This is a genomic window from Sulfurimonas sp. HSL-3221, assembly GCF_021044585.1.
Classification (GTDB): domain Bacteria; phylum Campylobacterota; class Campylobacteria; order Campylobacterales; family Sulfurimonadaceae; genus Thiomicrolovo; species Thiomicrolovo sulfuroxydans.
Genome location: NZ_CP087998.1, coordinates 1852945 through 1866537, shown reverse-complemented (window position 1 = coordinate 1866537; position 13593 = coordinate 1852945). Strand labels below are relative to the sequence as shown.

11 protein-coding genes are annotated in these 13593 nt (G+C 56.1%); 2 read left to right on the top strand and 9 right to left on the bottom strand.

Annotated elements, in window-relative coordinates:
* Positions 1-2: 2 nt before the first annotated feature.
* From clpX to LOH54_RS09540, 9 genes are all read right to left on the bottom strand, one after another.
* Entirely contained in the window at positions 3-1241 is a 1239-nt protein-coding gene (clpX, locus tag LOH54_RS09580; protein WP_231018801.1) for an ATP-dependent Clp protease ATP-binding subunit ClpX, read from the bottom strand.
* A complete protein-coding gene (gene lpxA, locus LOH54_RS09575; RefSeq protein WP_231018800.1) occupies positions 1238-2023 on the bottom strand; it encodes an acyl-ACP--UDP-N-acetylglucosamine O-acyltransferase in 786 nt (261 codons plus the stop codon). The genes clpX and lpxA overlap by 4 nt, the downstream gene beginning before the upstream one ends.
* Before the next feature lie 10 nt (positions 2024-2033).
* Complete coding sequence (fabZ, locus tag LOH54_RS09570) at positions 2034-2477, bottom strand: 3-hydroxyacyl-ACP dehydratase FabZ (protein ID WP_231018798.1); 444 nt, start codon at positions 2475-2477, stop codon at positions 2034-2036.
* Positions 2478-2636: 159 nt separating this feature from the next.
* On the bottom strand, positions 2637-4529 hold the full coding sequence (locus tag LOH54_RS09565) for a PAS domain-containing sensor histidine kinase (RefSeq protein WP_231018795.1): 1893 nt from the start codon (positions 4527-4529) through the stop codon (positions 2637-2639).
* A gap of 10 nt (positions 4530-4539) precedes the next feature.
* Entirely contained in the window at positions 4540-6843 is a 2304-nt protein-coding gene (locus tag LOH54_RS09560) for a TonB-dependent receptor plug domain-containing protein (protein ID WP_231018794.1), read from the bottom strand.
* Complete coding sequence (locus tag LOH54_RS09555) at positions 6843-7352, bottom strand: YfiR family protein (RefSeq protein WP_231018791.1); 510 nt, start codon at positions 7350-7352, stop codon at positions 6843-6845. The genes LOH54_RS09560 and LOH54_RS09555 overlap by 1 nt, the downstream gene beginning before the upstream one ends.
* 254 nt (positions 7353-7606) lie before the next feature.
* The gene (locus LOH54_RS09550; RefSeq protein ID WP_231018790.1) at positions 7607-8689 is read right to left on the bottom strand and encodes an epoxyqueuosine reductase QueH; all 1083 of its coding nucleotides are present in this window, start codon (positions 8687-8689) and stop codon (positions 7607-7609) included.
* Positions 8690-8850: 161 nt separating this feature from the next.
* On the bottom strand, positions 8851-9360 hold the full coding sequence (locus LOH54_RS09545) for a peptidylprolyl isomerase (protein WP_231018788.1): 510 nt from the start codon (positions 9358-9360) through the stop codon (positions 8851-8853).
* Positions 9361-9473: 113 nt separating this feature from the next.
* Complete coding sequence (locus LOH54_RS09540; RefSeq protein ID WP_231018787.1) at positions 9474-11012, bottom strand: hypothetical protein; 1539 nt, start codon at positions 11010-11012, stop codon at positions 9474-9476.
* A gap of 305 nt (positions 11013-11317) precedes the next feature.
* Here LOH54_RS09540 and LOH54_RS09535 point away from each other — a divergent pair, with 305 nt between their 5' ends.
* Together LOH54_RS09535 and LOH54_RS09530 are read left to right on the top strand one after the other, a co-directional pair.
* Entirely contained in the window at positions 11318-12946 is a 1629-nt protein-coding gene (locus LOH54_RS09535) for a sensor histidine kinase (RefSeq protein ID WP_231018786.1), read from the top strand.
* Positions 12927-13586, top strand: coding sequence for a response regulator transcription factor (locus tag LOH54_RS09530; RefSeq protein WP_231018784.1), 660 nt, complete (start codon positions 12927-12929; stop codon positions 13584-13586). The genes LOH54_RS09535 and LOH54_RS09530 overlap by 20 nt, the downstream gene beginning before the upstream one ends.
* The last annotated feature ends 7 nt before the right edge of the window (positions 13587-13593 follow it).

The window sequence follows — 13593 nt, the reverse complement described above, 5'->3', positions numbered from 1 at the left end:
CTTTAAGCGCTTTTCTTGTCGTCTGTTTTGATGTAGAGGGGTTTCTCCCCCTCGGTGATACACTCGGCCGTAATGACGACCTCGTAACCGCTGTAGTCGGGCAGTTCATACATGATGTCGATCATCGTCTCTTCGAGAATCGAGCGCAGGCCACGGGCCCCGGTCTTGCGGGATTTGGCCTTGGCGGCGATAGCGCGAAGGGCGTCGTCTTCGAAGGTCAGTTTGACGTTGTCGATGGCAAAGAGTTTGGCGTACTGGCGGATCAGCGAGTTCTTCGGCTCGGTGAGGATGCGGATCATATCCTCTTCGCTGATCTCGTTGAGCGATGCAATGACCGGCAGACGGCCGATCAGTTCGGGGATCAGGCCGTAGTGCACGAGGTCATCGGGTTCGACGCTCTCCATGGTGACCTCCTGCTCGGCGGTACTTTTCTGCTCGTGGCCGAAGCCGAGCACGTTTTTGCCCGCTTTGCGCTTGAGGATTTCCTGCATGCCGTCGAAGGCCCCGCCGCAGATGAAGAGGATATTGGAGGTGTCCATCGCGATGAAATCCTGGTTGGGGTGCTTTCTGCCCCCTTTGGGCGGGATATTGACGACGGAGCCCTCGATGATCTTGAGCAGCGCTTGCTGCACCCCTTCGCCGGAGACGTCGCGGGTGATGGAGCGGTTTTCACTCATGCGGGCGATCTTGTCGATCTCGTCGATGAAGAGGATCCCCTGCTGGGCTCGTTCGACGTCGCCGTCGGCCGCTTGCAGCAGTTTGGTGAGGATGTTCTCCACGTCCTCGCCGACGTAGCCCGCCTCCGTGAGGCTGGTGGCGTCTGCGATCGCCAGGGGCACGTTGAGAATACGGGCGATCGTCTGGGCCATCAGGGTTTTCCCGCTGCCCGTCGGTCCGATCAGCAGCACGTTCGATTTGGCGATCTCCGTATCGTCGTCGAGGTCGTGCTGTTTGAATATCCGCTTGTAGTGGTTGTAAACGGCGACGGAGAGCAGCTTGCGCGCACGCTCCTGCCCGATGATGTACTCGCCCAGGAACGCGTTGATCTCCTTGGGCGTCATCAGATCGCCGACATATTCGACAAGATGCTTGTCCGCTTCGCTGAGGGCCTCCTCGTCGCCGAACATGATCTTGTAGGCGGAGAAGACGCAGTTCTTGCAAATATAGGCGTCGTTGCCCGCGATCAGGGGGTTCGCCTCGCTCTCATGGGTCCCGCAGAAGCTGCAGTGGCGCTGTTTCATGCTGTTTTCCTCTCAAAGGGGATTCCCCGTTTGGTTTTCAGGATAAAGTTACACAGGTTGTGTACGTAGTGGTTGTCGCTGCTCTCCACCAGCTCCGCCGCCGTCTCTTTGAGCGGCTGACCCGATTCGAAAAGGTCGCGGTAGGCGGACTTGAGGGCATCGATGTCGTTGCGCTCGCTGTGGCGGCGCAGGCCGGTAAGGTTGAGGCCCCGGATAACGGCGCGGTTCCCTTCGGCCATGCAGTAGGGCGGAACGTCCTGCGACAATGCCGATGCACCGGCGATCATCGCGAAGTCGCCGATATGCACGAACTGATGGATCGGGGTCATCCCCCCGATAACAGCGTAATCGCCCATCTCGACGTGGCCCGCGAGCGTCGCGGCGTTAGCCAGGATGCAGTGGTTGCCGATCACGACGTCGTGCCCGATATGGACGTAGCCCATAAAGAGGTTGTGGCTGCCGATGATCGTTTTGCCGCCGCCGCCTTTGGTGCCGGGATTGAAGAGGGTGAACTCGCGGATCTTGTTGTGATCGCCGATAATGAGTTCTACGTCTTCGCCGCCGAATTTCAGATCCTGCGGGATGGAGCCGAGGACGGCATAGGAGAAGATCTCGTTATGCTTGCCGATGGTCGTTTTCCCGTAGATGCAGGCGCCCTGCGCGATCGTGGTGCCGTCGCCGATGGTCGCTTCGGATGAGATGAAACAGAAGGGGCCGATTTCGACGTCGTTGCCGATGACGGCGCCCTCTTCGATGATCGCCTGCGGTGAGATTTTGCTCATCATACCTGCCTTACTTGTCGACGATCATCGCTTTGAGCTCGGCTTCGGAGACGAGCTTGTCGTCCACATAGGCTTTGCCCTCGAGGATCCAGATGGCGCCTTTGTGTTTGACGACTTTCATGCGGTACTCCAGACGGTCGCCCGGACGGACCGGGTTGCGGAATTTCGCGCCGTCGATGCTCATGAAGTAGACGACTTTGTTCGCCGCTTCCTCTTCGCTCATATCCATGCTTTTAAACGCGAGGATACCGCCGGCCTGCGCCATTCCCTCGAGGATCATAACGCCCGGATAGATGGGGTGGCCCGGGAAGTGGCCTTCGAAGATCTGTTCGCCGATTGTCACGTTCTTGTAACCGGTAAGGGACTCGTTCGGGTTGAGTTCGGTGACGCGGTCTACGAGGAGGAACGGGAAGCGGTGCGGCAGAATTTTCTGAATTTCGACAACATCGATCATAGTGGGTGGATCTTCCTTTTTATGTAATGCCCGCTTCCATAATCGAGCGGGTAGAAAAGTGAGTGATTTTATCGAAATTGTCGTTAAGGATGCATTATGGATCGAAACGCGCGGGGCAAAAAGGCCACCGTTATACGTCCGGCAACGCTGATGATGTTGCTAGGAGAAGGGGTGCTCCTGAGGCTTTGATCCCGGGAGTATGAGCGTGAAAATGGCCCGATCGTTTTCCGTCCGGGCGGCAATACTGCCTCCGAGGGACTCCTCTATGATCATCTTGGCCATATAGAGCCCAAGTCCGGTACCGTTTTTGTCTTTCTTGGTTGAAAAATAGGGCTCGAAGATATACGGTATCACGTCGTGGGGAATCCCGCCCGCATTATCGACGATTTCAATGCGTACACCATAATCGCCGAAGGGGGCAATATCGATAAAGATCTGACGGTCGATCTGCACTTCTTTCAGTGCATCAATGGCGTTGTTGACAATGGCAAGAAGCACCTGGCCCAGTTCCGATGGCAGGGATTCGATTTGCACGCGGTCAACGGCATTATAGTTTTTGTTCACGTCGATACGGTATTGTTCCAGCCGGTTGTCTATGATGCCGAGGGTTTCATCGAGGAGCACGGCAGGTGAAAACCGTTGGGTCGATTTGTCCTCGGCGAAGAAACTTTTGAAGTCGTCTATGGTTCTGGAAAGATACTGTATGGCGTGATCCGCTTTCTCATGCAGGGCACTGACGTCATCAGGGACCTCCGGGAGGGCAGCGATCTTTACATACAGGGAGAAGAGTGTCAGCGAAAGCGTGTTGAGCGGCTGTCGCCACTGGTGTGCGATCATCTCAAGCATTTCGCCCTGCATCGCCAGGCGGTTTTGGTGCATGATCAGCAGGTTCTGTTTCTGCTCTTTCTCCTCAGCCTTCACTTTTTCGCTGATATCCTGATGGGTTCCCCTGATCCCGATGAATACCCCGTCGTCGTCAAAGATGGAACTCTCACGTGCCAGGATATGTTTTGCTTCGCCGTCTGACGTCATGATCCTGAATGAATACATGCTGTCCGCGTGTTGTTCCATGTTGGCGTTGATGTGCTGAGCAAGGGTCCCCATGTCTTCGGGATGGACGCGTGTGAGAAGCGATTTGTGTGTTATCGTCTGCCCGGGTTCGATTTCCCAGATACGGTAGTTTTCTTCCGAAAAGATCAAGTGGTCCTGATCCAGATAGTCATCGAAACTCCCGATCTTGGCGATTCTCTGCGCTTCATTCAGCGTCGCCAGATTCTGGCTGGCCTGTACAAAAAGCTCATGGGCTTTTTGGGTCTTGAACGCAAGCTGTTTCGTCTTTTCACTCAGCTCCTGATTGGACGTTTCTAGTTCCTGCAGCAGTCTGTTCTTGTCTCTTTCGCGCCTGAAATCGAAATAGGCGAACCAAAGGATCAGCAGGACAATCACGACAAAAAAGATGAAAATCGACTCGATCAGATTCCCCAATTTGGCAAGTTCGCCCAAAATACTCCGCTGCTCGAACATCGAAAACTTGATGACGATGACGGCCTGAACTTTTTCGTGGCTGACGATGGGGGCATAATAGGTCGCCCAGACGTCTGCTTCGGAGGAGTCGACGACATACCGTGGTTCCCCGGTGTCATGAATCTCTGAAAAGATGGTCTGTTCGTTTTCGCTGCAAGCTCTGCTGGGTGACGCATTCCCGTCTGCTGCGATCATACACGTTTGAGAATCGGCAGGCTTTACCAGCAGACGGATATCTTTGAATTTGGTGGTGATAAACAGTTTCAGGTCGGCTTCGACGTAATCATGCAGGAGCGCGTTCGTCATGAGCTCATCATGAAAATTTTTGTCGACGATGCGCAGGATGTCTTCGCTGAGGTTTTGTGCAAGTCCCTGCACGTATTGCAGATTGAGGGCCTTGTTGATCTGGAAAATTTCATTGCGCGTGTCCTGGTATTTGAATGAGAGCAGGGTCGCAACGATGAATATTCCCAGGGCGATGGCGAGAAAGATATACGCCGCTTTGAGATGAGCAAACAGTTTTTTCATCGCACGGACTTTAGAACGTCATTTCGGCACGGAGATAGTAAAAAGTGCCGCTGTAGCCGTTGGGGGAGTAACGCGAATACGGCTTGATGCCGTCGTAGCCGTAGAGGGTCCCCGAAAGGCCGTCCCATTTGTTCGGGACGGCATCAAAAAGATTATGCCCTCCGACAGCGATCGTCAATCCGGAGTCGAATCGGTAGGCGATGTCGGCATCGAGTGTCCACATCGGGTCAAAAACGTACTCTTTGGCATCGACCATCTGGGAGTACGTGCCGAAGTAGCTGATGTTCGCCGTGGCATCCAGGCCGCGGTAACTGTAGTTGTTCAGCCAACGCAGAGCGTGCCTTGGCTGACCTTTTTCGATTCGGATCTTCTGTGTCGCATCATCGGCGCTTGAGTTGTCCGATCCGTTCCCGGAAATTTTGTTGATATTGTAGTTGTACCAGAGACCGGTTCTGAACATGCCGAAGCGCTCAATAGGGTAGCTCTTATTGAACTTGATATCGACGCCGTGGGTGGAGGTATGGGCCGCGTTGATGAAAAAACGGACCTTGGAAACGTTCGGCCAAAGGTCGGAGGTATTGTTGATGTCGTCACTGAGCATGATGCGGTCGTTGACTTCCACGTAAAAGAAGTCGACGGTGAGTGCCGTTTCGCCGTCGTACTGATAGACACCGCCCAGGGTGACATTCTTGGAGCGCTCGGATTTAAGCGGTTTGGCTCCCAGTGCCTCCGCGATCGGGTCGTCAACGCGGAAGGTTCCCTGGGTGTCGATGCCGTTTGCGCCGGCAAACGATGAGGTCTGAGCATAGTAAGACTGGGACAGCGACGGGGCCCTGAACCCGGTGCTGCCGGAGCTGCGCAGCATCAGCGACGGCGAAACCTGATACGTCAAGGCCACTTTCGCATTGGTGCTTTCGCCGAAATCAGAGTACTCTTCATAACGCACGAGGATCTCCACATTGAACCGTTCATTCAGATCGAAGACGCTGTCTGCGTACAGTGCATAGCTGCTGCGGCACTCATCAACCGCATTGTAGGGAGAGTATCCGGCGAAGCCCTGTGTTCCGGCAGTGACACCGCTGACAACGCCGTAGTCTGCGTAGGATGCCTGTTCACCCGCAAGAATCTTGTAGTTTTCGTAACGGTACTCGGCTCCGGCGGAGAACTTATAGTTCGATCGGCGCTGGGTGATATCGAAGTTGACCGTATTTTGCGTGAACTGCAGGCTCCCGTTGTCGAAACTGCGAAGCTGCGGATCGCCCTGGGTATAGTTGAGGCTGTCTTCAACCGTGTAGTGTATACGGTTGAGACCGTACGTATTGCTCAGATCCCAGGTGATGTCGGAGTCGTTGACCCCCTTGATGCCGGCGGTCACAGCATAGTCCAGAATGTCCGCGTTGATGATCGGCAGAAAGCCCGGGAAACCTTCAGCGGTTAGTTCAGGGCGGTAAAATGCCCCCGCCCGGCTATTGCGGTGGTGCAGGAATCCGTCAAGGTAGAGCGATGTCGTCTCTTCGCCTGCCAATTCCGCATTCAGTCCGATGGTGAGGCTGTCGCTGTCGGGTATGCCGACATGGGTGGTGAGCGCAGGAGGTGAGACACGGCGGTCCAGGCCCGCGCGCTGTGTCTGTTCCTGCCCTTTGGCGTCGATGGAAAGGTTGACAAACCCATCATATGGAAGCGCAATGGTGGCAAACGCGTTTCCAGCGGCCTGGTGACCGTCACCCGCCTTCCGTCCTCCATATAAGACTCCGGCTTTTGTGTCGTTTCCAATCCCTTTGAAGATGATATTGATTACGGCGGAGATCGCGTCCGAGCCGTATTGTGCCGATGCACCGTCGCGCATGATTTCGATCTTCTCGATCATGGCCAGCGGGATCGTATCAAGGTCGGCATGGCTCGATCCGCGTCCAATCGTCCCGTTGACATGCAGCAGCGAAGAGGTGTGCAGGCGTTTGCCGTTGATGAGCACGAGGATCTGATCGGGACTCATCCCCCGAAGCGTGATGGTGCGAACATGATCGCTGCCGTCGGCGATTGAGGTTTCAGGTGCATTGAACCCTGCGACGAAATAGCGCAGTATATCCGGGAGCGATGTCATGCCGCTTCGGGCGATCTGTTCTTGGGTGATGACATCGATCGGGATATTGGATTCCAGGTAGTTGACGGCATTCGTGCGCGAGCCGACCTGGGCCTTCAGCTCGGACTCTGTGGAAAGAATCCCCTCCATGCTTTTGGTATAAAGATTGTCCTCCGCCGACAGAATGGGAAGACTTAATAGGCTGCAGGTGAGGAGGATTCCGAGTTTTGTCATCAGTTGTGCTCCTTGACGATATCGACGAAGCGAAGCAGATGGGGTGAGGCTTTGAGTCCATGAGCTTCGAGCGCATCGAGGTTGACTTTCAGCCGCATGCGCTGGCCGGTGAAATAGATTTGCACCATCCCGCCTTTTTCGGCGAATCCCCGCATGTCGCTGACAGTCAGTACGGGCTGGTTTTTTAGGGTGTTGAGGATGGTCGGCAGTTGTCTCGCGTTTTTCCCGGATACATAAAGTACCTCTGGGGTTTTTGCGCGTGCAACGTCATCTCGTAGAACAATCCTGACCGGTTTTCCCTTGATGGTATTGTGCTTGTAGAAATCTTCAAAATGTGTCCCCATCTGGTTTTTGAGGATGGTGATCGTAAAGGAGTTCCGCCGATCATTTGGCCAGGTGATATACTCTGCGATTTTCCCGATGATGGCACTTTGGAGTTTCGCCTCTGATTCATAGGCATGCGCGTTTAGAACGAGAAGAATAAAAAACGCGATTCTAACGATCTGCATGCAGCCCCCACCCCTTTTGTCGCGCCATTATCACACAAGAGTTTAGAAATTAAAGTTAATTTGTGTTTAAAAGACAAAAAGTGTGTTGTCAAAGGATCTAGGGGGAAGAGCGTGTGCGGCTTCACAAGATCCGGAGTTGATAAAAAAACTTTTGGCTGGTTCGGCGGATTAGCGTAAGAAAGCTCTCAGACATGTGTGATGTGATTTGCGGTAACTGTGCGGTTCAATGTAAAAGTGAACCGTCGATAGCGGCTTTAGTCGATGATCAACCGCTCTTTGGTGTCCTCGTAGACCTTGGCGTCTAGGAAAAGGGTGTATTTGCCTTCGGGTTTTTCGTCCGTAACGATAACCGGGGTGAGGTCGAACGGCGTTTCGCAAAGCTGCCGGCGCAATGCCAGTTCGTCTTCGAACGCGGGCGGGTTGAAGATCAGTTCAGTCACGCTTGCGTACGACGTTGCCACTCTTTTATTGAACTCATCTATCGAGATGAATCGGATATCGTCGCGGTTGAAGTAGTGGATGCCGTGCTGCTCATACTCGATTTTTCCATTGGCGCGTTTGCGCGGCAGGGTCGAGTAGTGCAGGGCATACGCTGGCACGGATTCGCTTTTGCCCCGGGTGAGGCGGCAGGTGAACTGGCGGTAGTTGAGGAACTTCTGCTTGACGATGCGGTAGGTCTTTCCCGCATCCTCCAGGGCCATCCGCTGTTCGTACATGGTGAGGCGCTCCTCGATGGAGGCGGGCAGGATGCGGCCGTCTACGGGGGAGAACATCTCGTCCATCAGGCGATCCTGGTGCTCGCGCTGCATGCTCAGTCCGAAGAGACAGCCGCAGTAGTCCTGGCGGTAGAGCTGCTGCTCCTTGGTGACCCGGCTCTGGTCCTGAGTGCCGCCGGCGGCGCGGTAGTCGACGGCGATGAACTCGACGCCGTGCTCTTTGTGGAAGGCGTCGCCGACGCGTTTGAGCTGCTCCTGGGATTTGAGGGGGCTTACCAAAAGGGTCGTCGTCATCCGCTTTTCGCCCAGCTCCAGCGCTTTGTTCGCGCTCACCTCGAAACGGCGGTCGAAACAGACCTCGCAGCGCGCCCCTTTTTCCGGCTCTTTTTCCAATCCTCTGACAGCATCCATCCACGTCTCGAAGTCGTATTCGCCTTCAAGCAGATCGATACCGAGCTTCTTGCACGAACGCTGGACGTCAAGGTAGCGCAGGCGGTATTCGGAATAGGGGTGGATGTTGGGGTCGTAGAAGAAGCCGGTCAGCTTCTCGTCGGGGTAGTCGTGCTGCAGTTTCTCAAGAAAGAAATGACTGTCAACAGAACAGCAAATATGCACTAACATAAATCATTCCTTTCTCGGTTGGCGGAAAGCGCCAAGGGCGCGCGGGCACCCCGAGGGCACTTCTTCCAGTGCGCCTGCTGCCGATGTAGCGGAGCGGAATTTCGCAACGCAGTGAGGGCAGCGCAACCCAGTGTTAACGCAGCTATCCGGGCTTTGCTCGGTTAGCGTTCCGCTAAAATCTCGACTTTCTCGATCTTGTCCTGGCCGGCAATGCTGTCGAGCACGGCCATGGAGTCTGCGTCACCGGCTTCGATGCCGCCAAAGACGGTGTGGACGCCGTCGAGGTGCGGGCAGGGGACGAAACAGATGAAGAACTGGCTGCCGCCGGTGTTCGGACCTGCGTGGGCCATGGAGAGGGTGCCTTTGACGTGCTTGTGAACGTTGTTGGCTGTTTCACACGCGATGCTCCAGCCCGGACCGCCGGTACCGGTACCGTGAGGACAGCCGCCCTGGGCCATGAAGCCCGGGATGACGCGGTGGAAGTTGAGGCCGTCGTAGTAGCCGTCTTTGGCGAGGAAAGCGAAGTTCGCGACGGTGTTCGGCGTCTCTTCGTTGTAGAGTTTGAGCCACATGACACCCTTGCTGGTGGTCATTTTTACCCATTGGAACGATGCCATCTCCTCGGCGCTGTAGTCGTAGGTCTTGAGTTCTTGTTTTCCGAAACCGAACATATGTAGTGCTCCCTGTGTAATGTAATCCGCATTATATTTGGGAAAAACTTAACGGGCGGTTTCTAAAGCGGGTTACTCACGGATAAGGGCGTAGGCCAAGGGAAGGCCCGCGCTTACGGAAGCGAAAAGCGGTAGCTGAGACCCGCACCGACGGATGTCGCGCTGAACGGCCTCTCCTCACGGTAGAGGCCCGCACTGTCCACGGAGATGATCTGGCCCACCTGAGCATAGAACGCAGCCCTGTCGCTGAGGGTGTAGCTTGTCCCGACGGAGGGTTTGAAGACGACGCCGTCGACGTTGGTACCGAGCAGCAACTGGAAGAAACTCTGAAACCGCGTGGAAGAGGTGTAGCGGTTCTGTACCCCGATTCCCGCCAGTATCTCCCCGTATCCCGGGTACTCCCTGAAGTCGTTGTAGGCGATGCTGGCCTGGGTCGCGAAGTACCAGTTCTGATGCAAGAGCACGTCGAGCTGTCCCGAGAGCATATGGATGTCGTGGTGGTCCGCGTGGGCGACCTTGACGTTGAGGTCGCTCTGGGGAAAGATACTGAGGCGGAAGCCCTTGTAACGCGGGGCCGTAGCCGAATCATACTCCTGGGTGTTTTTCCGTCCGGCCGAGAGGTGGTAGTCGAGGGCGGCCCCGACCGTATAGTTTCTAGAGCTGCCCGTCGGCGCGGCCAGGTAGCCCCCGGTGATGGCCAGGCCGATGCCGTCGTTCAGCCGGTACTCCAACGCGGCTTTGGGATAGACCAGCAGCCCGGAGCCGGTATCGATGAGTTCGGGCGAGTAGCCCCCGGACCCGACGCCGATCTGGCCGTAGAGGTGCAGGTGCGGGGTGAGCGCGAAACGGTGGCCGGCACCGGGAAGGATCTGGTTGTAGAGCGGGCGCCCCCTGTAACCGACTTCCGCTTCTATAAAGAGGTAGTTGGCGTCATCGAGGAAATGGGAGTACTGCAGCGCGAGGGTGTTGATAGTTTTCTGGTTCGTGCCTTGCGGGTCGATCTGAAAGATGTTGTTCATTTCGAAGGTCAGGATCTTCTCATGCGAAGAGAACAGATCGTAAAAGGCCGGAACGATCTTGCCGGCATCGGCATAGGAACCGGCGGTGTAATCGACGGATTTCTCGATAAAGAAATTGACCTGCGAGCTGTCGATCTGCGACGCTTTGAATTTGATGCGGGCGTAGTTTATTCCTGCCGAGAAGCCGTTGTCAAAGGCGTACCCCAACCCGATATAGCCGATGCCGAATCCCCCCGTACCGGAGAGCTCTTTGCTTTGCTCAATGCTGGAACCGCCGCCCCCGCCGCCGACGGTCGCCCCCGCGTCGATGAAGAGCCCTTCATAGAGGGTGTACTGGGCGTGGAGCGTGGCATCGAGGGTCATAAAGCCGCCGTAATCCCCCTCGACCAGGGGGGCATGGAAGCCGACCCCGAAAGAGAGCCAGCTGTTGAGCTGCTGGAGGTAGCGCATCCCGAACAGGTCGATCGTGCCGCTGCCCGTGAGGGGGATCACCTGGTAGTCGGCCACGATCAATCCGTGCTCGGTATACGGTTCGTGCTGTGCAACGAGGGTGTCGTCCGCGTTGGAAAGCGGCTGCTGCGGAAGATCAGATGCAAGCAGCACTGCTTGCGATGCGAGAAGCGCCAACAGCATGGTTCGGACGCTTTTTAATGTCTGGGAAGCGGCAGGCAGTGGCAAAGGGCGCATCTCTTCCTCTGGATAAATTTGGGTGCCGGCGAGTGTGCTTCCGTCGCAATGAAGGCTGTTCCGTCCATGACCGTAGACGGAAGAGATGCTTCTGGCCGGCGTGTTTGACTTCACATTATAACACCGGGAGCGTCGCAGGATGCTGTAGCGTCCCTAAAGAATCCTGCCAATATGTTTTCTGCCGTGATTTGTTCCGCATGAGATTTAGGATAAACTTCATTTCAGTTAATGGGGAAACGGAATATGAGACAGTGAAAAGAAAAGCATCGCACGGCCTGTGGCATACGATCAGCCTGGAGAAGATCAACTTCCTTGCCATTGTGGCGCTCTTCTGCTTTGCGATGCTTTTTACGCTGCTGGTCATTTTCGAAGAGTACCGTGATTTCGACCGGGATGCGGCCCAGATGCGCGCAACCTACCTACAGCAGCAGAAAGAGCTGATCCGCGAGGAGACGCAGCGCGCGCTCAGTTTCGTCGAGCACGAGTACGCACGTTGGCACGGGCGGCTCGATGAGGCGGTGCTCCAGCGCAACATCATCGACGCGATCAACGCCCTCTACGACCGCGGCGACGGCAGCAAGTACATCTTTGTCTATACCCTTGAGGGCATCAACATCAACGACCCGAACAAGCCGGAAAACTACGGCAAGGATATGCTGGACATCGAGGATGTGAACGGAGTGAAGATCCTGCGCGAACTGATCGCGGCGGCAGGCTCCGGGGGATTCGTCCACTACGTCTGGGAGAAACCGACGACGGGCAAGCTCTCCCCGAAGATTGCGACGGCGGTGGCCTTTGGACCATGGCAGTGGCTGATCGGTACGGGGGTCTACCTAGACGATATCGATGCCCTGATCGCGGAGAAGAAGCTGCAAAAGCGCGACCAGCTTATCAAGTACGTGATGGAGATCCTCACCCTCAGTGCCATCCTCTTCGCCCTGGCGCTGAGCGGGATCAAACTGATCAACAAGGTACTGCGCGACGAGATCCGCACCTTCAGCGACTTCTTCTCCCTTGCCGCGTCGCGCTACGTCGTCATCGAACGTGAGCAGATCCGGATCGCGGAGTTCCAGACCCTGGTCGTTCACGTCAACGCGATGGTCGACACGATCCACAGCCGCAACCTCGAGCTTTCCGAACTCAACGCCTCTCTGGAGCAGAAAGTGCGGGACAAAACGGCCAAACTGCAGAAGGAGAAGGCGTTCAGCGACCAGCTCGTGCAGTCGCAGGACGCTTTTATCAAGCAGTCTATCCACGAGGTTAACACCCCGCTGGCGGTGATCATGACGCAGATCGACCTCTACCGCCACATGCACGGCGAGGACCGCTACCTCGGCCATATCGAAGCGGCGGCAAAAATGCTGCATACGATCTTCGACGACCTGCGCTACATGGTCAAAAAAGAGCGGATCGACTACCCCTCCGACACGATCGACCTGGGGGCTTTTTTGCAGAGGCGGCTGGCATTCTTCGAGAGCGTCATGGCGGCAAACCGCCTGAAAGTGGCGGCAAGGATCGCGGAGGTGGTCCCGGTCTGCATCAACGAAGAGGAGCTGCGGCGCCTCGTCGACAACAACCTCTCCAACGCCATCAAGTACGCCTATCCCGACAGCACCGTCGACGTCGAGCTGGAGGTGGTGGCGCAGACGGCCCGGATGCGGTTTACGACGCGCTCGAACCCCATCGACCGCCCGGAGAAGGTCTTCGAAGCCTTCTACCGGGAAGCGGACGAGCTGAGCGGCTTCGGGCTGGGGCTGCACCTTGTCAAGTCTATCTGCAACAAGTACGGCATCGAGACGGAGATCAGTTCCGAGGCGGGGGTGACGGCCTTTACCTATATTATTGCGAAAGGGGGGTGCGATGAGAATTCTGCTGCTTGAAGATGAGGTGATGCTGCAAGGCGCCGTGAGCGAGTACCTGCAGATGCATAACCACAGGGTCGACGCCTTCGTCGACGGGGCGGAGGCCCTGGAGGCCATTATGAAGGGGGGGTACGACCTGCTGATCCTCGATATCAACGTCCCCTCCATCGACGGCCTGAGCCTGCTTGAACGTCTCAATGCGGCGAAGATCGCCGTGCCCGCGATCTTTACGAGTGCGCAGACCGACATCGCCGAGATCTCGAAGGCGTACGAGCTGGGCTGTTTCGACTACCTCAAAAAGCCCTTCCACCTGCAGGAGCTTCTCTTGCACATCAACCGGGTCATGCGCGACGTCCCGCCGGACCAGCGCAAACACCTGCGTCTCTCCAAACGCTACAGCTACGATATGCTCAACGAGACCCTGCTGTTCGACAACGAACCGCAGACGCTCACCCGGCGCCAGCACCAGATCATCGACCTGCTCGCCCGCAATATGAACCGGGTGGTCGATTTCGAAACATTCCGCATCTACGTCTGGGACGAGGCGATCATCGACAATGCTACGATCCGTGCCGAGGTAAACCGCCTGAAGAAGGGGCTCAAAGAGGATTTCATCCAGAATATCCGGGCCATGGGTTATATGATCACCTCACGCTGACCCCCGG

Coding starts and splice junctions, on each gene's coding strand:
- clpX (WP_231018801.1), bottom strand. CDS start 1,241: ATGAAACAGCGCCACTGCAGCTTCTGCGGGACCCATGAGAGCGAGGCG.
- lpxA (WP_231018800.1), bottom strand. CDS start 2,023: ATGAGCAAAATCTCACCGCAGGCGATCATCGAAGAGGGCGCCGTCATC.
- fabZ (WP_231018798.1), bottom strand. CDS start 2,477: ATGATCGATGTTGTCGAAATTCAGAAAATTCTGCCGCACCGCTTCCCG.
- LOH54_RS09565 (WP_231018795.1), bottom strand. CDS start 4,529: ATGAAAAAACTGTTTGCTCATCTCAAAGCGGCGTATATCTTTCTCGCC.
- LOH54_RS09560 (WP_231018794.1), bottom strand. CDS start 6,843: ATGACAAAACTCGGAATCCTCCTCACCTGCAGCCTATTAAGTCTTCCC.
- LOH54_RS09555 (WP_231018791.1), bottom strand. CDS start 7,352: ATGCAGATCGTTAGAATCGCGTTTTTTATTCTTCTCGTTCTAAACGCG.
- LOH54_RS09550 (WP_231018790.1), bottom strand. CDS start 8,689: ATGTTAGTGCATATTTGCTGTTCTGTTGACAGTCATTTCTTTCTTGAG.
- LOH54_RS09545 (WP_231018788.1), bottom strand. CDS start 9,360: ATGTTCGGTTTCGGAAAACAAGAACTCAAGACCTACGACTACAGCGCC.
- LOH54_RS09540 (WP_231018787.1), bottom strand. CDS start 11,012: ATGCTGTTGGCGCTTCTCGCATCGCAAGCAGTGCTGCTTGCATCTGAT.
- LOH54_RS09530 (WP_231018784.1), top strand. CDS start 12,927: ATGAGAATTCTGCTGCTTGAAGATGAGGTGATGCTGCAAGGCGCCGTG.